We start from the raw sequence: 22,448 nt of genomic DNA on the forward strand, positions 1-22,448 counted from the left end.
GAGGCCGCGGGCGGTTGTGCGTCCGCCCCCGGCTGGGCGCGTACCACGAGGGTGTACCCACGCCCGCGGGCGCAGACACGGCCGCGACGTGCGGAAACGTCACCGCCAGCGGCCGGTCTCCACGTTCTCCAGGACGCCGAGCGCGTCCGGTACCAGTACGGCCGCCGAGTAGTAGGCCGTCACCAAGTACTTGATGACGGCCTGTTCGTTGATGCCCATGAAGCGGACGGACAGGCTGGGCTCGATCTCGTCCGGGATCCCGGACTGCCTGAGCCCGACGACCCCCTGGTCCTCCTCTCCCGTACGCATGGCGATGATCGACGTCGTCCGCGCGTCGCTGACCGGGATCTTGTTGCACGGGTAGATCGGCACCCCGCGCCAGGTCGGGATGCGATGGCCGCCCATGTCGACGGACTCCGGGACGAGTCCGCGCTTGTTGAGCTCGCGGCCGAACGCGGCGATCGCCTTCGGGTGGGCGAGGAACAGCTTCGTACCGCGCCGGCGGCTGAGCAGCTCGTCCATGTCGTCCGGGCCGGGCACGCCGTCGTGCGGCTGGATCCGCTGGTCGTACTCGCAGTTGTGCAGGAGTCCGAACTCCCGGTTGTTGACCAGCTCGTGTTCCTGGCGCTCCTTCAACGCCTCCACGGTGAGCCGGAGTTGCTGCTCGGTCTGGTTCATGGGCTGGTTGTAGAGGTCGGCCACGCGCGTGTGGATGCGCAGCACGGTCTGGGCGATGCTCAGCTGGTACTCGCGCGGGCTGGCCTCGTAGTCGACGAACGTGTGCGGAATGTCCGGCTCGCCGCTGTGGCCGGCCGACAGGTCGACCGCCTTCTCGCCGTACTTGTTGGTGCGCTGCTCCGGAATCGCGCGCAGCTGCTGGAGGTGCTCGCGCAGGGAGTCCGCGCGCTCCGCGACCTGCTCGAAGTCCTGGCGCGAGAGGATCAGGACGGTGCACGCCGTGTCCGCGCGCGCGGTGTACTCCCAGATGGCGTCCGGGTCGAGCAGCGCCTGCTCGCCGAAGTACGCCCCGTCGGCGAGGACACCGAGGACCGCGTCGTCGCCGTACGGCCCCGTGCCGATCTTCTCGACCCGACCGTGTGCCAGCAGGTACACCTCGTCGGTCTGGCTGCCGAACGAGGCGATCACCTCACCCGGGGCGACGTCCCGCTGGCGGCAGCGCTGGGCCAGCTCCGAGAGCACCTCCCCGTCCTCGTACGCACGCAGCGCCGGCAGCTCGGCCAGCTCGGCGGGGACGACCTCGACGCGGTCGCCGGTCTTCACGAAGGTGATACGGCCGTCGCCGACCGCGTAGGTGAGCCGCCGGTTCACCCGGTACGTGCCGCCCTGCACGTTCACCCATGGCAGTGTGCGCAGCAGCCAGCGGGAGCTGATCTCCTGCATCTGAGGCACGGACTTGGTGGTGGTGGCCAGGTTCCGCGCTGCCGCCGTGTCAAGAGACTGCTGCGGCTTGCCCTGATCCGTGCGGACCTCTTCGCCTACCGACATAGAGAATGCCCTCCCAGTCATGCGCCGGAGCCGAACTGCGCCGGTTCCTCGATCTCACGACCAGCGTTCCAGCGCGGACCTGCCCCGGCCATTCCCCGAACGAGCGGGAATGGATCATCACGCAAGTGGGCACATGGTCGGACATCGTCCAGGCGGCAGCCATGCGAAAGGTGTCCGGATCGACTCGCACATCGTGCGAACAACGTGGTCCGGGACGTCCGTTTTCGGTAGAGACAGCTGTACGAGACGGTCGCGCCCCGTGGCCGTCGGGCACGGCACGAAGGAGGCGCCCATGGCCTCGCCCATGTCCGCGAGCGCGTTTCTGGACGCTCTGAGAGCGGCGGGTGTCACGGTCGTCGAGGTCGGCGACTGGAAGCATCACAACCGCAACCAGAAGGGCCCGTGGGGACCGGTCCACGGGGTGATGATCCACCACACGGCCACCCAGGGTGGCGAGCGGACGGTGAAGCTCTGCCGGGACGGCTACGCGGAGCTGCCGGGCCCGCTGTGCCACGGCGTCATCACCAAGGACGGCAGGGTCCACCTCGTCGGCTACGGCCGCGCCAACCACGCCGGGCTCGGCGACGACGACGTGCTCCGCGCGGTGATCGCCGAGAAGACGCTGCCGCCGGACGACGAGGCCGTCACCGACGGAAACCGGCACTTCTACGGCTTCGAGTGCGAGAACCTCGGCGACGGCGAGGACCCCTGGCCCGAGGCCCAGCTGGAGGCGATCGAAAGGGTCGCCGCGGCGGTCTGCCGCCACCACGGCTGGACGCAGCGGTCGGTCATCGGACACCGCGAGTGGCAGCCGGGGAAGGTGGACCCACGGGGCTTCACGATGGCCTGGCTGCGGGACCGGATCAAGGAGCGGCTGAAGGAATGACGGCCTGATGACCGGCGGACCGGCGGCCCGATGGCCGGCGGCCTGCCGGACCGGCCGCGCGAGCGACAATGAAGCCGTGACCAGCTACGACGCCCTCGACCCCCGGCTCCCCTCGCCGTTGGAGGAGGTGGCCGACGACCGGTTCGGCCAGCACGGTGTCCGCCTCCTCCTCAAGCGCGACGACCTGATCCACCCGGAGCTGATCGGCAACAAGTGGCGCAAGCTGGTGCCGAACATCGAGGCCGCGGCGGGGCGGACGCTGGTCACGTTCGGCGGGGCCTACTCCAACCACCTGCGCGCCACCGCCGCCGCGGGCCGGCTCCTCGGGCTGACCACGATCGGCGTGGTCCGCGGCCAGGAACTGGCCGACCGCCCCCTCAACCCCTCGCTGGCCCGGTGCGCGGCCGACGGCATGCGTCTGCACTTCGTCGACAGGTCGACGTATCGACGCAAGGCCGAGCCGGAGACGCTGACCGACATCCTGCGGGCGGCCGACGCCGAGAACGCGTACGTCGTGCCGGAGGGCGGCAGCAATACGGCGGCCGTACGAGGCTGCCGCGGCCTCGGCGAGGAGCTGCGCGGGCACGCCGACGTGGTGGCGATCGCCTGCGGCACGGGAGGCACGCTGGCCGGGCTGGCGGCGGGACTGGACGCCGGGCAGCGGGGGTTGGGGGTGCCCGTGCTCAAGGGGGGCTTTCTGGAGGCCGAGATACAGAGGTTGCAGGAAGGGGCCTTCGGTGGCCAGCGCGGCGCGTGGTCGCTCGACGAGCGGTTCCACTTCGGGGGGTACGCGCGTACGACCCCCGAACTGGACGCCTTCGCCGAGGACTTCGAGGAACGGCACGGGGTGGCGGTCGAGCGGCTGTATGTCGCCAAGTTGCTCTATGGACTCGTCGCCTGCGCAGAGGAAGGGGCGTTTGCGCGGGGGACGAGCGTGGCTGCCGTGATCACGGCCTGATCAGGCCGCCTCCCGGTAGGCGGCCGCCTCCTCCAGGTCCAGTCTGCGCAGCAGCGTGCGCAGCATCTCATCGTCGATGTAGCGCAGGTCGCGCAGCCTGACGAACACCGCGCGCTCGGCGCCGATCATCTCCCGGGACAGCCGGCGGTAGGTGTCGTCGACCGTTTCGCCGGTCACCGGGTTCACCGCGCCGAGCCGCTCCCAGACGGCGTTGCGGCGGCGCTCCAGGACGGTGCGCAGGCGGTCGGCGAGCGGTGGGGGCAGCATGTTGCGCTCGTCGGCGAGGAGTTCGTCGAGGCGGGCCTCCGCGGCCCGGGATGCCTGCGCCTGGGCGTTGGCCTCGGCCAGGGTCTCGGCCTGGACGTCGCGGCCGGGGAACTTCAGCAGGCGGATCAGCGGGGGCAGCGTCAGGCCCTGGACGACCAGCGTGCCGATGACGGTCGTGAACGTCAGGAAGAGGATCAGGTTGCGCTGCGGGAAGGGGGCGCCGCTGTCCACCGTGAGCGGGATGGAGAACGCGATCGCCAGGGACACGACACCGCGCATGCCGGCCCAGGAGGTCACCATCGCACCCCTCCAGGTGGGGTTCGCCTCGCGCTCCCTGATCCGGGCCGACAGCAGGCGCGGCAGGAAGGCCGCCGGATAGACCCAGACGAACCGGGCCAGGACCACCACCAGGAAGACGGCCACCGCGTACCAGGCGGCGGCGGAGCCCTCGTACGCGCCGAGGCCCCTGAGGACGACCGGCAGTTGCAGCCCGATGAGGGCGAAGACCGCCGACTCCAGGATGAAGGCGACCATCTTCCACACCGCCTCCTCCTGGAGCCGGGTGGCGAAATCGACCTCCCACGCGCGGTGCCCCAGATACAGGGCGACGACCACGACCGCGAGGACGCCGGAGGCGTGCAGTTGCTCGGCGACGCCGTACGCCACGAAGGGGACGAGGAGCGAGAGCGTGTTCTGCAGGAGCGGTTCCTTGAGGTGGGTGCGCAGCCAGTGGAGCGGGGCCATCAGCACCAGGCCGACCGCTACGCCGCCGAACGACGCGATCAGGAACGCGACCACCGCGCCGGACCAGGTGGCCGCCGCACCGACCGCCGCCGCGACGGCCACCTTGTAGGCGGTGATCGCGGTGGCGTCGTTCAGCAGGGACTCGCCCTGGAGAATGGTCGTGATCCGGGAGGGCAGACCGACCCTCCGTGCCACCGCCGTCGCCGCGACCGCGTCCGGCGGTGCGACCACCGCCCCCAGCACCAGCGCCGCGGGCAGCGGCATCCCGGGCACGATCAGGTAGACGGCCCCGCCGACGACGAAGGTCGCGAAGAGCACGTAGCCCACCGACAGCAGCGCCACGGGCCGCAGTTGCGCGCGCAGGTCGAGGTAGGAGCTGTCGGTCGCCGAGGTGTAGAGCAGCGGGGGCAGCAGCAGCGGGAGGACGACCTCGGGGTCGAGGGGGTAGTGCGGCATGCCGGGGACGTACGACACCGCCAGTCCCACCGCGACCAGGAGCAGCGGCGCCGGCACCGGGGTGCGCCGGGCGGCCCCGGCGACCGCCGCACTGCCCGCCACCAGCAACAGCAGCGGCATCACGTTCATGGTCTCGCCGTCCCTCCGCCGTCCTCGCCGTCGTTCGCGACATGCCCGCCGTGCACGCCGTTCCCGCGCCCTCGACCGCCCCGGGCCTTGCGCGCGGCGCCCCTCGCGCCCGTCGTAATCTGGCAATCATGAAACAGTGCACGCACGTCGGCGCGCTGCCGCATCCGGAACCCGACCCGCAGGACAAGACGTGTCCCGAGTGTCTCGCGCTCGGCGAGCACCCGGTTCAGCTGCGCATGTGCCTGACATGCGGCCACGTCGCCTGCTGCGACTCCTCGCCGCACCGACATGCGACGAAGCACCACGAGACGTCCGGCCACCCCGTCATGCGGACTTTCGAACCCGGCGAGGAATGGCGCTGGTGCTTCGTCGATCATGTTCTCGTGTGACGTCGACCACTAAGTCGTGTGACACTGCATGACGACCGCCGGTTCCCGACGGTTCGACCGTCTGACGTCTGGGTACGTCAATCCGGCGCGCGCTCATCCCAATTGGGCCCGCAGACCCCTAGACACGGAGCGTATCCACAGTTTTACTGTGAGTGACGCCAGGGGGACGGGGTCCCGGGGACAGGAAAGTTCAGAGCGCGATAGCGTCACCGCTGAACCAGCAATGGCGTTACCCCGAGGGGCGACCCTCGGCCCCGAGAAGCTTGTACCACCATGGAGGTGAGGGTGTCCCAGATCGCAGGCGAGCCCGCGACCCAGGACTTCGTGGAAGTCCGGCTGCCGGCTGCGGGTGCCTACCTGTCGGTGCTGCGGACGGCCACGGCCGGCCTCGCGGCCCGTTTGGACTTCACCCTCGACGAGATCGAGGACCTGCGCATCGCGGTGGACGAGGCCTGCGCGATCCTGCTCCAGCAGGCCGTGCCCGGCTCGGTGCTCAGCTGTGTCTTCCGGCTCGTCGACGACTCGCTCGAGGTCACCGTGTCCGCCCCGACCACAGACGGTCACGCGCCCTCGCGGGACACCTTCGCCTGGACCGTGCTGTCGGCCCTGGCGGGCAAGGTCTCATCGGCCGTCGACGAGGACAAGACCGTATCCATCAGCCTCTACAAACAGCGCGGCGCGGGACCCGGGCCGGCGTGAGGAACGGGGACGGGCCGGTGCGGGACGAAGAGCGCGGCACACGGGAGCTGCCGACCGAGAACGGGAGCGCCCCCCGAAGCATGGCCGAGAGCCTGGGGGACGCCCCTGGCGCCCCTGCGGACGACTCCCGACGCATGACCGACGGCGTCGACGGCATCCCCGAGCAGGCCAGGCCGCACCCGGAGGACGACTCCGCACAGGCCGGCTCCCCGGACCCGGACGACGTGCGGCGGGATCGGGACGGTGCCATGCAGAGCGCGCCTCCGGAAAGGCGGAACGAGGGCGTGTCCCCCGGTCATGGGGGCGCCCCCGCTCGAGCCAAGCCGAGAGTGGGGGAGGAGGCGGCAGCTCGGGGAAGGGCGACGGGCGGGACGATGAGCGAGCACGAGCGATACTCCGAGGACGAGGCACTGGGCGCACGGAGCGCGCAGGGCACGCAGCACGATCCTCAGGACCGGAGCGGGGCGCGCGCGATGTTCGTCGAGCTGCGCAGGCTGCAGGAGGGCAGCGCCGAGTACGCGGAGCTGCGCAATCAGCTCGTCCGCATGCATCTGCCGCTCGTCGAGCACCTGGCGCGCCGGTTCCGCAACCGCGGCGAGCCGCTGGACGACCTCACCCAGGTCGCCACCATCGGCCTGATCAAGTCCGTGGACCGCTTCGACCCCGAGCGCGGCGTGGAGTTCTCCACGTACGCCACCCCGACCGTCGTCGGCGAGATCAAGCGCCACTTCCGCGACAAGGGCTGGGCCGTCCGCGTCCCGCGCCGCCTCCAGGAGCTGCGCCTCGCCCTCACCACGGCCACGGCCGAGCTCTCCCAGCAGCACGGCCGCTCCCCCACCGTCCATGAGCTGGCCGAGAAGCTGGCCATCTCGGAGGAGGAGGTCCTGGAGGGCCTGGAGTCGGCGAACGCCTACTCCACCCTCTCCCTGGACGTCCCCGACACCGACGACGAGTCCCCGGCGGTCGCCGACACCCTCGGCGCCGAGGACGAGGCGCTGGAGGGCGTCGAGTACCGCGAGTCCCTGAAGCCGCTCCTGGAAGACCTGCCGCCGCGGGAGAAGCGGATCCTTCTTCTGCGCTTCTTCGGCAACATGACCCAGTCGCAGATCGCGCAGGAGGTCGGCATCTCCCAGATGCACGTGTCCCGCCTGCTGGCCCGGACCCTGGCACAGCTGCGGGACAAGCTGCTGGTCGAGGAGTAGAGGACCACCGGACCGGAGAAGTACGGGAGCAGTCGTACGGCTACTGCCGCTCGGCCTCTTCCTGCGCGCGGCGGCCCGGCCCCTTGATCCCGAGGGCCTGGGTCGTCGCCGGGTTGACCAGGAGGACCAGCGAGGCCACCGCGACCACCGCGAGCGCGATGCCGGCGGGAATGGCGAGGCTGTCGGCCTGGAGCAGGTTGTAGGCCACCGGAAGAGCCATGATCTGGGTGATCACGGCGGGGCCGCGGCTCCAGCTGCGGCGCAGCAGCAGCCCGCGCGCGGCGAGCAGCGGCAGCAGCGCGAGCACGAGCACCGTCACACCGCCGGTCACGGCCTGCTGCCGGCCGTCCGGCTGACCCGTCAGGCCGAGGACGAGCATCCACGCGCCCGCGGCCACCAGCGCCAGCCCCTCGACGGCGGCCAGCGCCGCCGCGTACGTCAGTCGGCGCGGGCGGGGGCCGCCGGCACCGCCTGCTGCGTCGGACTCGGGGGAGGAGGTCTGCTCACTGCTCACCCCAGCAGGGTAGCCGCCCGCCCCGGGCGCCTCGGTGGCCAGCCTCACGCTCCTTTCTCTTACCTGATCCCTAACGAACCCTGGGCGCGGTACCACCCAGTAGGTACGCTGCAATCCATGCGTGCACTTCTCGTGGTCAATCCGGCGGCTACCACCACAAGCGCACGTACGCGCGACGTACTGATCCACGCGCTGGCGAGCGAGATGAAGCTCGAGGCCGTCACCACCGAGTACCGCGGGCACGCGCGCGACCTCGGCCGCCAGGCGGCGGAGGGCGACGACATCGACCTGGTGGTGGCCCTGGGCGGCGACGGCACGGTCAACGAGGTCGTCAACGGTCTGCTGCACGCGGGCCCCGATCCGCAGCGCCTGCCCGGCCTCGCCGTGGTCCCCGGCGGTTCCACCAACGTCTTCGCCCGCGCCCTGGGCCTGCCCAACGACCCCGTCGAGGCCACCGGAGCACTGCTGGACGCGCTGCGGGAACGGCGCGAGCGCATCATCGGCCTCGGCCTGACCTCCGGCACGCCCGGCACCGAGGACGAGTCGGTCCCGTCCCGCTGGTTCACCTTCAACTCGGGGCTCGGTTTCGACGCGGGCGTGGTCGGCCGGGTCGAGCGGCAGCGCGAGCGCGGCAAGAAGTCGACGCATGCGTTGTACGTACGTCAGGTCATGCGGCAGTTCCTCGGCGAGCCGAACCGCCGGCACGGCACGATCACGCTCGAGCGGCCGGACGCGGATCCGGTCACCGATCTGGTGGTGGCCATAACGTCGAACACGTCTCCGTGGACGTATCTCGGCAATCGCCCGATGTACACGTCGCCTAAGGCCTCGTTCGATAAAGGCATCGACGTACTCGGTCTAAGTCGCTTGTCCACAGCGGCTGTTGCCCGGTATGGCACCCAGTTGCTCACTTCGTCCCCCGGGCGCGGACCGCATGGAAGGCATGCCTTTTCCCTGCATGACCTGGACCGCTTCACCTTGCATTCGAAGGTGCCGCTCCCCCTCCAGATGGACGGCGACCACCTGGGACTGCGCACGAGCGTGACGTTCACAGGCGTGCGCCGTGCACTGCGTGTGATTGTGTGAGCGGAACGGACCAAACTCCTTTCACTCGAACGTTTAGGCCAGGATCCACCCCATGGAAGTACGGCTGTGACCTAGTCGACACCGAGGAATCAAAAAAAACTTTCCGGAAGGGGTTGTATCCGCCGCTGAGGTTTGCGAGTCTCTACGTGGCGATCGGGACGGCCCGTAACTTTGGCATCCGCTGATCTCCAGAACCCCTCTTCACACCACAGGACCACGTCAGGATGAGCCTGGCGTGCGGCCTTTCATCTGTTGAGGGATTCGTGAAAGCGTTCACATTCACAAGCAACCTGCACGTAATACCCAAGGAGAGGTAGCAGCCATGGACTGGCGTCACAACGCCGTTTGCCGCGAGGAAGACCCCGAGCTCTTCTTCCCCATCGGCAACACCGGTCCTGCGCTGCTGCAGATCGAGGAAGCCAAGGCCGTCTGCCGTCGCTGCCCCGTTATCGAGCAGTGTCTGCAGTGGGCGCTCGAGTCCGGCCAGGACTCCGGCGTCTGGGGTGGTCTCAGCGAGGACGAGCGCCGCGCCATGAAGCGCCGCGCCGCCCGCAACCGGGCCCGTCAGGCTTCCGCCTGACACCACCCACCCGATCTGACAGCCTGAGCTTGGCGGCGCGTACAGCGAGTACGCTTCTCCCGCCCCCGAGCCGCAGCGCGCAGCAGCAATGAACGAAGAGCCCCGGACCGGCACCACTGGTCCGGGGCTCTTCGCTGTCCGCGCCGCCCGACTCGCCGTACTTACTTCTGCATGCACACCGGGATGTCCAGCAGCACCCGCGTCCCCCGCTCCGGCGCCGGGACCATGTCGAACGTGCCGCCCAACTCGCCCTCGACCAGGGTCCGTACGATCTGCAGGCCCAGGTTGCCCGAACGGTGCGGGTCGAAGTCCTCGGGGAGGCCGACGCCGTCGTCCTGGACGGTGACGAGGAGGCGGGCCTCCTTGGTCGTGCCGCCGCGCACCGCCGAGACCTCGACCGTGCCGGTGTCGCCCTCACGGAAGCCGTGCTCCAGGGCGTTCTGCAGGACCTCGGTCAGGACCATCGACAGCGGGGTCGCGACCTCGGCGTCGAGGACACCGAAGCGCCCGCTGCGCCGGCCGGTGACCCGGCCGGGTGAGATCTCGGCGACCATGGCGAGCACGCGGTCGGCGATCTCGTCGAACTCCACGCGCTCGTCCAGGTTCTGGGAGAGCGTCTCGTGCACGATCGCGATCGAGCCCACGCGGCGCACCGCCTCCTCCAGCGCCTCGCGGCCGCGCGCGGACTCGATGCGGCGGGCCTGGAGACGGAGCAGGGCGGCGACCGTCTGCAGGTTGTTCTTCACCCGGTGGTGGATCTCCCGGATGGTCGCGTCCTTGGTGAGCAACTCGCGCTCACGGCGGCGCAGTTCGGTGACGTCCCGGCACAGCACCAGCGAACCGATGCGGGTGCCCTTGGGCTTGAGCGGGATCGACCGGAACTGGATCACCCCGTCATTGGCCTCGATCTCGAACTCGCGCGGCGCCCAGCCGCTCGCCACCTTGGCCAGTGCCTCGTCCACCGGCCCCCGGCTCGGGGCGAGTTCGGCGGTGAGTTCGCCCAGGTGGTGGCCGACCAGGTCGGCGGCGAGGCCGAGGCGGTGGTAGGCGGACAGTGCGTTCGGGGAGGCGTACTGGACGATGCCGTCCGCGTCGAGCCGGATCAGGCCGTCTCCGGCGCGCGGCGAGATGTCCATGTCGACCTGCTGGTCGGGGAACGGGAAGGCACCGGCCGCGATCATCTGCGCGAGGTCCGAGGCGCTCTGGAGATACGTCAGCTCCAGGCGGCTCGGGGTGCGCACGGTCAGCAGGTTGGTGTTGCGGGCGATCACGCCGAGGACGCGGCCCTCACGCCGTACGGGGATCGACTCGACCCGGACCGGGACCTCCTCGCGCCACTCCGGGTCGCCCTCGCGCACGATCCGGCCCTCGTCGAGCGCCGCGTCCAGCATGGGGCGCCGGCCGCGCGGGACGAGGTGGCCGACCATGTCGTCCTGGTAGGAGGTCGGCCCGGTGTTGGGGCGCATCTGGGCGACCGAGACGTACCGGGTGCCGTCGCTGGTCGGGACCCACAGCACCAGGTCGGCGAAGGAGAGGTCGGAGAGCAGCTGCCACTCCGAAACCAGCAGGTGGAGCCACTCGAGATCGGAGTCGTCGAGGGCTGTGTGCTGGCGTACGAGTTCGTTCATGGAGGGCACAACTGTGAGCGTACCCGGCGGTTTGTTCCGCCCCGAAAACACCCGCGGGCCGCGGCGCCTGGAAGGGACCCTCAACCCTCCCGGCACCGCAGCCCGGAGCAGCATCGGCCGCGGGGTGTGCGGTCCCGGGTCGGCCGAAGGTGAGGAGCCGGGGCAGTCAGGGCAGAGAGCTCCGGATCCTCGGTCCGCCTTCCTGTGCGGGGAAGACGGAAGCAAGCGGCTGCGTCGTACGTCTTACCGTACGAAGTCCGTTTATGCATTGTGGACTAGACCACGTGGGGTGTCCATGCGTTGGAGGATGTTCACAGTCGGCGCCTCGCAGCCTAGCCCGCCGAGGTCATGTACGGGACCGGATGGCCGAGGCAATTTGCCCGACCGGGAAAATGCCGCTCTGCTAGATTGGTCTAAACCACATAGCTCCAGCCCTCCCCCAGTCCCGTCTTCTTCAGAACGGCGGTCCCAGCGTGGAAGTCGTGATCGTTCCGGACGCCGCGGCCGGCGGCGAGCTCGTCGCCGAGGCCATGGCCCGGCTGCTGCGGCACAGGCCCGACGCCCTGCTCGGCGTGGCCACCGGCTCGACCCCGCTGCCCGTCTACCGCGCACTGACGGCCAGGGTCCGCTCCGGTGCCGTGGACGCCTCGCGGGCACGGATCGCCCAGCTCGACGAGTACGTGGGCCTGCCCGCGCAGCACCCGGAATCGTACCGTTCGGTGCTCCGGCGGGAGGTGCTGGAGCCGCTCGGGATCGGCATGGACGCGTTCATGGGGCCGGACGGCACCGCCGAGGACATTCCGGTCGCGTGCGCGGCGTACGACCGGGCGCTCGCGGAGGCCGGCGGCGTGGATCTGCAGCTGCTCGGGATCGGGACCGACGGGCACATCGGGTTCAACGAGCCCTGCTCGTCGCTCGCCTCGCGCACCCGGATCAAGACGCTGACCGAGCGGACGCGCATCGACAACGCGCGCTTCTTCGACGGCGACATCGGGCAGGTGCCGCATCACGTCATCACGCAGGGCATCGGGACCATCCTCGAGGCACGGCACCTGGTGCTGCTCGCGACGGGCGAGGGCAAGGCGGACGCGGTCGCCGCGACCGTCGAGGGGCCGGTCGCGGCGGTCTGTCCCGCCTCGGCGCTGCAGCTCCACCCGCACGCCACCGTGGTCGCCGACGAGGCGGCCGCGTCCAAGCTGAAGCTGGCGGACTACTTCCGGCACACGTACGCCGAGAAGCCGGCGTGGCAGGGCATTTGAGCCTTGCGATCAGGACACCCGGGGGCTGCCCGCGATGACCTCGGCGGCCGCCCGGCCGCACACCCGGGCCGCGCCGTGGGTGGCGACGTGCAGGGCGCCTCGGGCAGGGGACTGCGGTACGCCCATCTCGACCACCACCGTGTCCGGCCGGGCCGCCAGGAGGACGTCGAGGGCGCCCGCCATCCAGGGGTGGCGGTGCTCGTCGCGGACCACGGCGACGATCCGGCGCTCCCCCGCCGCGGCCAGGGCCTGCCGCCCCGCCCCCTCCCCCACGAAGGTCCCCGTCCGCGTCCCGGACAGCAGCGCGGCCAGCTCGGCGGCGACGCCCCAGGGGGTCTCGTCCCCGACGGCGACGTTCGCGACGGGGGTGAGGGCGGCGACATAGGGGGCCGAGGTCAGCGGCTCGAAGGGCTCGGCGTACGACACCGCGAGCGCGCGCCGGGCGGCGACGAGCCCGATGTCCGCCCGTGGCTCGGCCGCAGCGGAGGACGACCCGTCCCCGGACGCCGCTTCCCGTGTCCAGCGCCCCAGTGCCCGTACCCGCTCCGCCGCGTCGGCCAGGCGCTCCTCCGGCAGGTCGCCGGTGCGCACGGCCGTGACCAGGGCGTCGCGCAGGCGTCGTACCGTCTCGTCGTCGCTCAGGCCGCCGCCCACGCAGATGGCGTCGGCGCCGGCGGCGATCGCGAGGACGCTGCCGCGTTCGATGCCGTAAGTGTCCGCGACGGCGCGCATCTCCATGGCGTCGGTGACGATGAGGCCGTCGTAGCCGAGTTCGCCGCGCAGGAGGTCCGTCAGGATCCGGGGCGAGAGGGTGGCCGGGCGGTCCGGGTCCAGGGCCGGGACCAGGATGTGGGCGCTCATCACGGCGCGGGTGCCGGCGGCGATGGCGGCGCGGAAGGGGGCCAGTTCACGGGAGTTCAGCACCGCGGCCGACACGTCGATGCGGGGCAGCGCGAGGTGGGAGTCGACGGCCGTGTCGCCGTGGCCGGGGAAGTGCTTGGTGCAGGCGGCGACCCCGGCCGACTGCAGGCCGGTGACGTAGGCGGCCGTGTGGCGCGCGACCAGGTCGGTGTCGGCGCCGAACGCGCGTACACCGATGACCGGATTGGCGGGGTTGGAGTTCACGTCCGCCGACGGGGCCCAGTCGACGTTCACTCCGCAGGCCGCGAGGCGGCGGCCGATGTCATGGGCCACCTCACGCGTGAGGGCGACGTCGTCGACCGCGCCCAGCGCGTGGTTGCCCGGATAACCGGAGCCCGTGCGCGCCTCCAGGCGGGTGACGTCTCCGCCCTCCTCGTCGACCGCGACCAGGATGTCGTCGCGCTCGGCGCGCAACTGTGCGGTCAGGGCGGCCAGTTGCTCCGGCGAGGAGATGTTGCGGGCGAACAGGCCCACGGACGCCAGGCCTTCGCCGAGCCGGCGCAGCAGCCAGTCGGGCGCCGTGGTGCCGGCGAAGCCGGGCTGGAGGACGGTGAGCGCGTCTCGTGTCAGGGTGTCGGTACCGCTGGCGAATGTCGTCATCGGGTGTGCTGTCCCTTCACGGCGCCGACGGTGCGGCATCAAGCCACCGGGAGCTTGGCCCAGACCAATCCGCCTGTCAAGGGCGCGGGTGGACTAGACCAGCCGGAGGGGCGAAGGTATACAGAGAGATCACGGAGCGTGCGGGCGCACCCCCGTCGCACGAAGCCGTGCCACGATGTGAGCCGTGACCGACGGGACGTCGGTCGCTGTCGGCATCCGGAGCCGGGAAGGCAGAGCATGAGCACCGACGTCAGCAGTGCGGAGAACGAGGGTGGAGCAGCCGTCCGTACCGCGCGCGTGCCCAAGTACTACCGCTTGAAGAAGCACCTGCTCGACATGACGGAGACCCAGGCGCCCGGCACGCCGGTCCCGCCCGAGCGCACCCTCGCCGCCGAGTTCGACACCTCCCGCACCACCGTCCGTCAGGCCCTGCAGGAGCTGGTCGTGGAGGGCCGCCTGGAGCGCATCCAGGGCAAGGGCACCTTCGTCGCCAAGCCGAAGGTCTCCCAGGCGCTGCAACTCACCTCCTACACCGAGGACATGCGCGCCCAGGGCCTGGAGCCGACCTCGCAGCTGCTCGACATCGGCTACGTCACCGCCGACGACCGGCTCGCCGAGCTCCTCGACATCACGGCCGGCGGCCGCGTGCTGCGCATCGAGCGGCTGCGCATGGCCAATGGAGAGCCGATGGCCATCGAGACCACGCACCTGTCCGCGAAGCGCTTCCCGGCGCTGCGCCGCAGCCTCGTCAAGTACACGTCCCTCTACACCGCCCTCGCCGAGGTGTACGGCGTCCATCTCGCGGAGGCCGAGGAGACCATCGAGACCTCGCTGGCCACCCCGCGCGAGGCGGCGCTGCTCGGTACCGACGTGGGCCTGCCGATGCTGATGCTCTCCCGGCACTCGCTGGACCGGGACGGCCAGCCGGTGGAGTGGGTGCGGTCGGTCTACCGCGGCGACCGCTACAAGTTCGTCGCGCGACTCAAGCGCCCACAGGAGTAAGGCAGTTGAGGTAAACCGGGGTAGACCTGGTGCGTAGCGCCATTGTCGGCCCAGGTCACTGTTCGGGACCGATATGCGGACGAGGTCTTCCGCTTCGTTGACACGTCACCTACATTGCGTGCGCATTACGCAGCTGATCAGCGAGGGGACGGAGCCGTGGCATGTCAGATTCGCCTGCAGTGAAACCACCGGTGGTGACACCGGTCCGGGTGGTAATCGCCCTATGTCTCATCGCCCCGTTCGTGGCGATGCTCTGGGTCGGCTCCTACGCCAAGACGGACCCCACGTTCATCGGGATCCCGTTCTTCTACTGGTACCAGATGCTGTGGGTGATCATTTCCACCGCACTGACGATGACGGCCTATCAGCTCTGGCAGCGTGAGCAGCGTACTCGGCGCGTCGCTGCCGCCCAGGACGGGGGTGCGTCGGAATGAAAAACGGCGTGAACGGCGTCGCGCTCGGCGTCTTCGTCTTCTTCTTCCTGGCCGTCACGGTCATGGGCTTCCTGGCCGCGCGCTGGCGCAAGGCCGAGAACGAGCAGAGCCTCGACGAATGGGGCCTGGGCGGACGGTCGTTCGGCACCTGGATCACCTGGTTCCTGCTCGGCGGCGACCTGTACACGGCCTACACGTTCGTGGCGGTCCCGGCGGCCATCTACGCGGCGGGCGCGGCGGGCTTCTTCGCGGTGCCGTACACGATCCTCGTCTACCCGCTGATCTTCACGTTCCTGCCGCGCCTGTGGTCGGTCTCGCACAAGCACGGCTACGTGACGACCTCGGACTTCGTGCGCGGCCGCTTCGGCTCCAAGGGCCTGTCGCTCGCGGTGGCCCTCACCGGCATCCTGGCCACCATGCCGTACATCGCGCTCCAACTCGTCGGCATCCAGGCGGTGCTGGACGTGATGGGCATCGGCGGCGACACGAGCTCCAACTGGTTCATGAAGGACCTGCCGCTGCTGCTCGCCTTCGGTGTGCTGGCCGCGTACACCTACTCGTCCGGCCTGCGGGCCCCCGCGCTGATCGCGTTCGTCAAGGACGCGCTGATCTACATCGTCATCGCGGTGGCGATCATCTACATCCCGATCAAGCTGGGCGGTTTCGAGCACATCTTCGCCAAGGCCGGCGACGCGTTCGCGCAGACCAACCCGGCGACCGGAAAGCCGCGTGGCGCGCTCTTCCCGCCGGAGGCGGGCCAGTGGTCGTACGCCACCCTGGCGCTCGGCTCCGCGCTCGCGCTCTTCATGTACCCGCACTCGATCACCGCGACCCTGTCGTCCAAGAGCCGTGACGTGATCCGCCGCAACACCACGATCCTGCCGCTGTACTCCCTGATGCTCGGCCTGCTCGCGGTGCTGGGCTTCATGGCGATCGCGGCCGGGGTGAAGGTCACCAACGGGCAGCTGGCGATCCCGCAGCTGTTCGAGAACATGTTCCCGTCCTGGTTCGCGGGTGTGGCCTTCGCGGCGATCGGCATCGGCGCGCTGGTGCCCGCGGCCATCATGTCGATCGCGGCGGCGAACCTGTTCACCCGCAACATCTACAAGGACTTCATCAAGCCGGACGCGACGCCGCAGCAGGAGACCCGGGTCTCCAAGATCGTGTCGCTGCTGGTGAAGGTGGGCGCGCTGGTCTTCGTCCTGACCATGGACAAGACCGTGGCCATCAACTTCCAGCTGCTCGGCGGTATCTGGATCCTGCAGACCTTCCCGGCGCTGGTCGGCGGCCTGTTCACCCGCTGGTGCCACCGCTGGGCGCTGCTCGCCGGCTGGGCGGTCGGCATGGTCTACGGCACGCTCACCGCGTACGGTGTCGTCTCCCCGACGAACCCGGCGCAGAAGCACTTCGGTGGCCCGGCGGCGGCCATCCCCGGCATCGGTGACATGGGCTACATCGGCATGACGGCGTTCGTGCTCAACGTGGTCGTCACGGTGGTCCTCACTCTCGCCCTGAAGGCCGTCAAGGCCCCTGAGGGCGTCGACGAGACCCGGCCGGAGGACTACACGGCGGACGCGGGCGACCCGGGCGTCCAGGTGGAGCTGCCGCCGGCGACGGCGGGCTCGGCGCACTGAGCCGAACACGACGGCACTGAGCCGTACGCGAGCGACGGGCCGCCGGAGAAAAACCGGCGGCCCGTTGCCGTACCCGTCCGGCACACTCGGCTCCATGGACATCGTGATCAGGCAGGCGGCACCCGGCGATTACGACGCGCTCGGCGAGATCACCGCGCAGGCCTACCTCCGGGACGGGCTGCTCACGTTCGGGGAGGCGGACTGGTACCTCGGGGAGCTGCGGGACGTCGCGAAGCGGGCGGCCGCCGCCGAGGTGCTCGTGGCGGCCGACGGCGACCGGATCCTCGGCGGAGTCACCTTCGTGCCGTCCGGCGGTCCCATGGCCGACGTCGCCCGGCCCGAGGAGGCCGAGATACGGATGCTCGCCGTCGCGCACGCGGCGCGCGGACGGGGAGCCGGGGAGGCGCTCGTACGGGCCTGTGTCGAGCGGGCGCGGGCCACGCGCGGCTGCGTGGGCATCGTCCTGTCGACGCAGCAGGCCATGCACACCGCCCACCGCATCTACGAACGGCTGGGCTTCGTCCGCAGCCCCGGGCGCGACTGGAACCCGATCCCGGACGTCGGCGACTTCACGCTGCTCACCTACGAGTTGACCTTCTGACACGCTCCGGAGTCACCACGACACAACATATGGGGGTGTCTCTCACACCCGGCACAAGATGTATGCTCATGCTCGCTGTCGTCGCAGGGGAATCCGGTGCGAATCCGGAACTGTCCCGCAACGGTGTACTTGTGCATGTCCGTCCCCCTCCCGGTGACGGCGCACGAGCGTCAGTCCGAGGACCTGCCGACAGTGCGCCCGGCCGTCCGGCCCGGGTGTTCTGACGTCCGGGCCTCGCGGAGTGGGCCGGTGGACGCGACGCGCCGTGCGCTCGTGTGCTGCCCCTGCCCTCCGCAAGGCCCTGTGCCGAGCGAGGGAGAGCCCCACGTGACCATCGCGCCAGCCGACCCGGCTTCAGCGACCGGCGTTTCCGCCACGGACCTGGAGACCGACGGTCCCGGTGCCGCGCTGCTGCGGACCCTGACCGAGCTGACCGCCGACCTTCCCGACGCCGACCCCGGCCGGGTCGCCGCCGCCGCGTTGCGCGGCCGGTCCGCGCGCGCGGACGAGCGGGAGTTGCGTGAGCTGGCCACGGAGGCGGCCGCGGGCCTCATCTCCGAGGACCCCGCCTACTCCCGGCTGGCCGCCCGCCTGCTGGCCGTCGGCATCCGCGCCGAGGCCGCGTCGCAGGGCGTCACGTCCTTCACGGAGTCCGTCACCCTGGGGCACCGGGAAGGGCTCATCGCCGACCGCACCGCCGAGTTCGCGCAGCTGCACGCCGAGCGGCTCGACGCGCTGGCCGACCCGGCCGCCGACGACCGCTTCGGCTACTTCGGCCTGCGCACGCTGTACAGCCGCTACCTCCTGCGCCACCCGATCACCCGCAAGGTCGTCGAGACTCCCCAGCACTTCATGCTGCGCGTCGCCGCCGGTCTCGCCGAGGACGACAGCACCCGCTCCGTCGACGAAGTCGCCGCGCTCTACGGGCTCATGAGCCGCCTCGACTACCTGCCCTCCTCCCCCACGCTCTTCAACTCCGGCACGCGGCACCCCCAGATGTCGTCGTGCTACCTCCTCGACTCCCCGCTGGACGAGCTGGACTCCATCTACGACCGCTACCACCAGGTGGCCCGCCTCTCGAAGCACGCGGGCGGCATCGGTCTGTCGTACTCCCGTATCCGCAGCCGCGGTTCGCTGATCCGCGGCACCAACGGGCACTCCAACGGCATCGTCCCGTTCCTGAAGACCCTCGACGCCTCGGTCGCCGCCGTGAACCAGGGCGGCCGGCGCAAGGGCGCCGCGGCCGTCTACCTGGAGACCTGGCACTCCGACATCGAGGAGTTCCTGGAGCTGCGCGACAACACCGGTGAGGACGCCCGGCGTACGCACAACCTCAACCTGGCGCACTGGATCCCGGACGAGTTCATGCGCCGGGTCAACGCCGACGCCGAGTGGTCGCTGTTCTCCCCGGCGGACGTGCCCGAGCTGGTCGACCTGTGGGGCGAGGAGTTCGACGCCGCGTACCGCAAGGCGGAGGCCGCCGGGCTCGCCAAGAAGACCATGCCGGCCCGCGACCTGTACGGCCGCATGATGCGCACCCTCGCGCAGACCGGCAACGGCTGGATGACGTTCAAGGACGCCGCCAACCGCACCGCCAACCAGACGGCCGAGCCGGGCCACGTCGTCCACTCCTCCAACCTCTGCACGGAGATCCTGGAGGTCACGGACGACGGGGAGACGGCGGTCTGCAACCTGGGTTCCGTGAACCTGGGCGCCTTCGTCGACACGGCGACCGGCGACATCGACTGGCAGCGCCTGGACGAGACGGTCCGCACGGCCGTCACCTTCCTCGACCGCGTCGTCGACATCAACTTCTACCCGACCGAGCAGGCGGGCCGCTCCAACGCCCAGTGGCGGCCGGTGGGTCTCGGCGCCATGGGCCTGCAGGACGTCTTCTTCAAGCTGCGCCTGCCCTTCGACTCGCCCGAGGCGCGCGCCCTGTCCACGCGGATCGCCGAGCGCATCATGCTCGCCGCGTACGAGGCCTCCGCCGACCTCGCCGAGCGCAACGGCGCGCTCCCGGCCTGGGAGAAGACCCGTACGGCCAAGGGTGTCCTGCATCCCGACCACTTCGGCGTCGAGCCGACCTGGCCGGAGCGCTGGGCGGCGCTTCGCGAGCGGATCGCCACGACCGGCATGCGCAACTCGCTGCTTCTGGCCATCGCGCCGACCGCCACCATCGCCTCGATCGCGGGCGTGTACGAGTGCATCGAGCCACAGGTCTCCAACCTCTTCAAGCGCGAGACCCTCTCGGGCGAGTTCCTGCAGGTCAACTCCTACCTGGTCGAGGACCTCAAGCAGCTCGGCGTCTGGGACGCCCGCACCCGCGAGGCGCTGCGCGAGTCGAGCGGCTCGGTGCAGGACTTCGCGTGGATCCCGGCGGACGTACGGGCGCTGTACCGCACGGCGTGGGAGATCCCGCAGCGCGGCCTGATCGACATGGCCGCGGCGCGCACCCCGTACCTGGACCAGGCCCAGTCGCTCAACCTCTTCATGGAGACGCCGACCATCGGCAAGCTCTCCTCGATGTACGCGTACGCCTGGAAGCAGGGCCTGAAGACGACGTACTACCTGCGCTCGCGCCCCGCGACCCGCATCGCCCGCGCGGCCGGCAAGGCGCAGCCCACCATCCCCGTCCAGCAGGTGGCCGAGGCCGACGCCGTCGCCTGCTCCCTTGAGAACCCCGAGTCCTGCGAGGCCTGCCAGTAATGAGTACCCGTAACACCAACCTCCTCGACCCGGGCTTCGAGCTGACGCTGCGCCCCATGCGCTACCCCGACTTCTACGAGCGTTACCGGGACGCCATCAAGAACACCTGGACCGTGGAGGAGGTCGACCTCCACTCGGACGTGGCCGACCTCGCGAAGCTGTCCCCGGAGGAGCAGCACCTGATCGGCCGCCTGGTGGCCTTCTTCGCGACGGGCGACTCGATCGTCGCGAACAACCTGGTGCTGACGCTGTACAAGCACATCAACTCCCCCGAGGCGCGGCTGTACTTGAGCCGCCAGCTGTTCGAGGAGGCCGTGCACGTCCAGTTCTATCTGACGCTGCTGGACACCTACCTCCCCGATCCGGAGGACCGCGCGGCCGCCTTCGACGCGGTGGAGAACATCCCCTCCATCCGCGAGAAGGCCGCGTTCTGCTTCAAGTGGATCAACGAGGTCGAGAAGCTGGACCGGTTGGAGACCAAGGCCGACCGCCGCCGCTTCCTGCTGAACCTGATCTGCTTCGCCGCGTGCATCGAGGGCCTGTTCTTCTACGGCGCCTTCGCGTACGTCTACTGGTTCCGCAGCCGGGGTCTGCTGCACGGCCTCGCCACGGGCACCAACTGGGTGTTCCGGGACGAGACGATGCACATGTCCTTCGCGTTCGAGGTCGTGGACACCGTCCGCAAGGAGGAGCCGGAGCTCTTCGACGACGAACTCCAGCAGCAGGTCACCGACATGCTGCGGGAGGCCGTCGAGGCCGAGCTGCAGTTCGCGCGCGACCTGTGCGGTGACGGCCTCCCGGGCATGAACACCGCCTCGATGCGGCAGTACCTGGAGTGCGTCGCCGACCAGCGCCTGACGCGCCTCGGCTTCGCTCCGGTGTACGGCTCGGAGAACCCGTTCTCCTTCATGGAGCTGCAGGGCGTTCAGGAGCTGACGAACTTCTTCGAGCGCCGCGCCTCGGCGTACCAGGTGGCGGTGGAGGGCACCGTCGACCTGGACGAGGACTTCTGATCCCTTCCGCTCCCCCGTGCCTCCTGGGACTCCCGCAGCTGTCGGTCGATGCGCCGCTCGCGCACGATGCCGAGCACTGACGGGAGGACCAGGAGGACGAAGATCGCGAGGACGGAGAGCATTCCGATGAGGCCTTCGATCTGGTTTCCGTTCATGGACACTACTGTCGCGCCGAATGCTCCTTACCGTCAGTGGCAGGACTGCCGCACCCCCTCGAATTCCTGCCAGTCGCGCGGCACACTGGAGGCATGCTGAAGAACGTGGCCGCCGTCCTCCTCGACGGCGTGCATCCCTTCGAGCTCGGTGTCGTCTGCGAGGTGTTCGGCAGCGACCGCAGTGACGACGGGCTGCCGGTGTACGACTTCGCCGTGGTCTCGGCGGAGGGGACGACGCTGAGCACGCATGTGGGCGGGCTGCGCGTCTCCACGCCGTACGGTCTCGAACGGCTGGAGGAGGCCGACCTGATCGCGGTGCCGGCCGGTGCCGACTACGTCACGCGCGAGTATCCGCCTGCGCTGCTCGACGCCCTGGTGCGCGCCGTGGACCGCGGTGCGCGCGTGCTCAGCGTCTGCTCCGGTGTCTTCGTGCTCGGTGCGGCCGGGCTGCTCGACGGGCGGCGGTGCAGCGTGCACTGGCGGCACGCCCGGGAGTTGGCGCTGCGCAATCCGCGGGCGGTCATCGAGCCGGACGTGCTGTACGTCGACGAGGACCCGGTGATCACCTCCGCCGGCACCGCGGCCGGCATCGACGCGTGTCTGCACATCGTGCGCAAGGAGCAGGGGCCCGACGTCGCCAACAAGATCGCCCGCCGGATGGTGGTGCCCCCGCACCGGGACGGCGGCCAGGCGCAGTACATCGAGCGGCCGCTGCCGAAGGACCCGTGCGACACCGTCGCCGAAGTGCTGGCGTGGATGGAGCGGCATCTCGACCAAGAGGTCACCGTCGAGCAGCTCGCCGACCGCGCCCACATGGCGCCGCGCACCTTCGCCCGCCGCTTCCAGCAGGAGACCGGCACCACCCCCTACCGCTGGCTCCTGCGTCAACGTGTTCTGGCGGCCCAGGAGTTGCTGGAGGGCACGGACGAGACGATGGACGCGATCGCCGCGCGCACCGGGTTCGGCACGGCGGCCGCGCTGCGCCACCAGTTCGGCCGGGTGCTGGGGACCACCCCGCAGTCGTACCGGCGCGCGTTCCGCGGCCCGGAGGCCGCCTGAGCGCGCGCCGGCAGCGG

The 22,448-nt window shown here is 70.3% G+C and carries 21 protein-coding genes and 1 riboswitch; of the genes, 15 read left to right on the forward strand and 6 right to left on the reverse strand.

Annotated features, from left to right (window positions below; translation table 11 throughout):
• Positions 1-99: 99 nt before the first annotated feature.
• Positions 100-1,506, reverse strand: coding sequence for a family 2B encapsulin nanocompartment shell protein (locus ABZ910_RS16560; protein ID WP_361364718.1), 1,407 nt, complete (start codon positions 1,504-1,506; stop codon positions 100-102).
• A 292-nt stretch (positions 1,507-1,798) separates the two neighbouring features.
• Here ABZ910_RS16560 and ABZ910_RS16565 point away from each other — a divergent pair, with 292 nt between their 5' ends.
• Positions 1,799-2,392, forward strand: a complete 594-nt coding sequence (locus ABZ910_RS16565) for an N-acetylmuramoyl-L-alanine amidase (protein ID WP_361364721.1) — start codon at positions 1,799-1,801, stop codon at positions 2,390-2,392.
• Positions 2,393-2,468: 76 nt separating this feature from the next.
• Complete coding sequence (locus ABZ910_RS16570) at positions 2,469-3,350, forward strand: pyridoxal-phosphate dependent enzyme (protein WP_361364723.1); 882 nt, start codon at positions 2,469-2,471, stop codon at positions 3,348-3,350.
• Here the strand turns inward: ABZ910_RS16570 and ABZ910_RS16575 are convergent, their stop codons facing one another.
• Positions 3,351-4,946 carry a Na+/H+ antiporter gene (locus tag ABZ910_RS16575; RefSeq protein WP_361364725.1) on the reverse strand — a complete coding sequence of 532 codons (1,596 nt, stop codon included), beginning with the start codon at positions 4,944-4,946 and terminating at the stop codon, positions 3,351-3,353.
• A gap of 128 nt (positions 4,947-5,074) precedes the next feature.
• Here ABZ910_RS16575 and ABZ910_RS16580 point away from each other — a divergent pair, with 128 nt between their 5' ends.
• The 3 genes from ABZ910_RS16580 (at position 5,075) to ABZ910_RS16590 (ending at position 7,236) form a co-directional block, all read left to right on the forward strand.
• Positions 5,075-5,335 carry a UBP-type zinc finger domain-containing protein gene (locus tag ABZ910_RS16580; protein WP_361364846.1) on the forward strand — a complete coding sequence of 87 codons (261 nt, stop codon included), beginning with the start codon at positions 5,075-5,077 and terminating at the stop codon, positions 5,333-5,335.
• A 285-nt stretch (positions 5,336-5,620) separates the two neighbouring features.
• Positions 5,621-6,034: an anti-sigma regulatory factor gene (locus tag ABZ910_RS16585; RefSeq protein WP_004925829.1), complete on the forward strand. Its 414-nt coding sequence runs from the start codon at positions 5,621-5,623 to the stop codon at positions 6,032-6,034.
• A 17-nt stretch (positions 6,035-6,051) separates the two neighbouring features.
• A complete protein-coding gene (locus ABZ910_RS16590; RefSeq protein WP_361364728.1) occupies positions 6,052-7,236 on the forward strand; it encodes an RNA polymerase sigma factor SigF in 1,185 nt (394 codons plus the stop codon).
• Positions 7,237-7,276: 40 nt separating this feature from the next.
• Here ABZ910_RS16590 and ABZ910_RS16595 read toward each other — a convergent pair whose 3' ends face one another.
• Positions 7,277-7,750, reverse strand: a complete 474-nt coding sequence (locus tag ABZ910_RS16595; protein ID WP_361364731.1) for a hypothetical protein — start codon at positions 7,748-7,750, stop codon at positions 7,277-7,279.
• A 117-nt stretch (positions 7,751-7,867) separates the two neighbouring features.
• Here ABZ910_RS16595 and ABZ910_RS16600 point away from each other — a divergent pair, with 117 nt between their 5' ends.
• Complete coding sequence (locus tag ABZ910_RS16600; RefSeq protein ID WP_361364734.1) at positions 7,868-8,836, forward strand: diacylglycerol kinase family protein; 969 nt, start codon at positions 7,868-7,870, stop codon at positions 8,834-8,836.
• Positions 8,837-9,158: 322 nt separating this feature from the next.
• On the forward strand, positions 9,159-9,416 hold the full coding sequence (locus ABZ910_RS16605; RefSeq protein WP_003992873.1) for a WhiB family transcriptional regulator: 258 nt from the start codon (positions 9,159-9,161) through the stop codon (positions 9,414-9,416).
• Between the two features lie 161 nt (positions 9,417-9,577).
• On the opposite strand, the gene ABZ910_RS16610 is transcribed toward ABZ910_RS16605, so the two are convergent.
• Complete coding sequence (locus ABZ910_RS16610; protein ID WP_361364849.1) at positions 9,578-11,044, reverse strand: PAS domain-containing sensor histidine kinase; 1,467 nt, start codon at positions 11,042-11,044, stop codon at positions 9,578-9,580.
• Between the two features lie 473 nt (positions 11,045-11,517).
• Between ABZ910_RS16610 and nagB the strand changes: the two genes are divergently transcribed.
• Positions 11,518-12,303 (forward strand): glucosamine-6-phosphate deaminase, encoded by a 786-nt coding sequence (gene nagB, locus ABZ910_RS16615; protein WP_361364736.1) that lies wholly within the window; start codon positions 11,518-11,520, stop codon positions 12,301-12,303.
• Between the two features lie 9 nt (positions 12,304-12,312).
• Here nagB and ABZ910_RS16620 read toward each other — a convergent pair whose 3' ends face one another.
• Entirely contained in the window at positions 12,313-13,824 is a 1,512-nt protein-coding gene (locus ABZ910_RS16620) for a glycoside hydrolase family 3 protein (protein WP_361364739.1), read from the reverse strand.
• Between the two features lie 237 nt (positions 13,825-14,061).
• On the opposite strand from ABZ910_RS16620, the gene ABZ910_RS16625 reads away from it, so the two are divergent.
• The 6 genes from ABZ910_RS16625 to ABZ910_RS16650 all read left to right on the forward strand — a co-directional run bounded on the left by ABZ910_RS16625 (position 14,062) and on the right by ABZ910_RS16650 (position 21,217).
• A complete protein-coding gene (locus ABZ910_RS16625) occupies positions 14,062-14,826 on the forward strand; it encodes a GntR family transcriptional regulator (RefSeq protein ID WP_361364742.1) in 765 nt (254 codons plus the stop codon).
• A 161-nt stretch (positions 14,827-14,987) separates the two neighbouring features.
• Positions 14,988-15,260 (forward strand): DUF3311 domain-containing protein, encoded by a 273-nt coding sequence (locus tag ABZ910_RS16630; protein WP_361364745.1) that lies wholly within the window; start codon positions 14,988-14,990, stop codon positions 15,258-15,260.
• Positions 15,257-16,894 carry a monocarboxylate uptake permease MctP gene (gene mctP, locus ABZ910_RS16635; RefSeq protein WP_361364748.1) on the forward strand — a complete coding sequence of 546 codons (1,638 nt, stop codon included), beginning with the start codon at positions 15,257-15,259 and terminating at the stop codon, positions 16,892-16,894. Before ABZ910_RS16630 ends, mctP begins: the two co-directional genes overlap by 4 nt.
• Positions 16,895-16,988: 94 nt before the next feature.
• Positions 16,989-17,495 (forward strand): GNAT family N-acetyltransferase, encoded by a 507-nt coding sequence (locus tag ABZ910_RS16640; protein ID WP_361364751.1) that lies wholly within the window; start codon positions 16,989-16,991, stop codon positions 17,493-17,495.
• Between the two features lie 32 nt (positions 17,496-17,527).
• Positions 17,528-17,701, forward strand: a riboswitch (cobalamin riboswitch).
• Positions 17,702-17,822: 121 nt separating this feature from the next.
• Positions 17,823-20,204, forward strand: coding sequence for a ribonucleoside-diphosphate reductase subunit alpha (locus ABZ910_RS16645; protein ID WP_361364754.1), 2,382 nt, complete (start codon positions 17,823-17,825; stop codon positions 20,202-20,204).
• Positions 20,204-21,217 carry a ribonucleotide-diphosphate reductase subunit beta gene (locus ABZ910_RS16650; protein ID WP_361364757.1) on the forward strand — a complete coding sequence of 338 codons (1,014 nt, stop codon included), beginning with the start codon at positions 20,204-20,206 and terminating at the stop codon, positions 21,215-21,217. The genes ABZ910_RS16645 and ABZ910_RS16650 overlap by 1 nt, the downstream gene beginning before the upstream one ends.
• Here ABZ910_RS16650 and ABZ910_RS16655 read toward each other — a convergent pair.
• Positions 21,130-21,372, reverse strand: a complete 243-nt coding sequence (locus ABZ910_RS16655) for a hypothetical protein (RefSeq protein ID WP_361364760.1) — start codon at positions 21,370-21,372, stop codon at positions 21,130-21,132. The two genes, ABZ910_RS16650 and ABZ910_RS16655, sit on opposite strands and share 88 nt — an antisense overlap.
• 93 nt (positions 21,373-21,465) lie before the next feature.
• On the opposite strand from ABZ910_RS16655, the gene ABZ910_RS16660 reads away from it, so the two are divergent.
• Positions 21,466-22,431, forward strand: coding sequence for a helix-turn-helix domain-containing protein (locus ABZ910_RS16660; protein ID WP_361364763.1), 966 nt, complete (start codon positions 21,466-21,468; stop codon positions 22,429-22,431).
• Positions 22,432-22,448: the final 17 nt, after the last annotated feature.

The sequence above is a fragment of the Streptomyces sp. NPDC046805 genome (genome assembly GCF_040645355.1).
Lineage (GTDB): Bacteria > Actinomycetota > Actinomycetes > Streptomycetales > Streptomycetaceae > Streptomyces.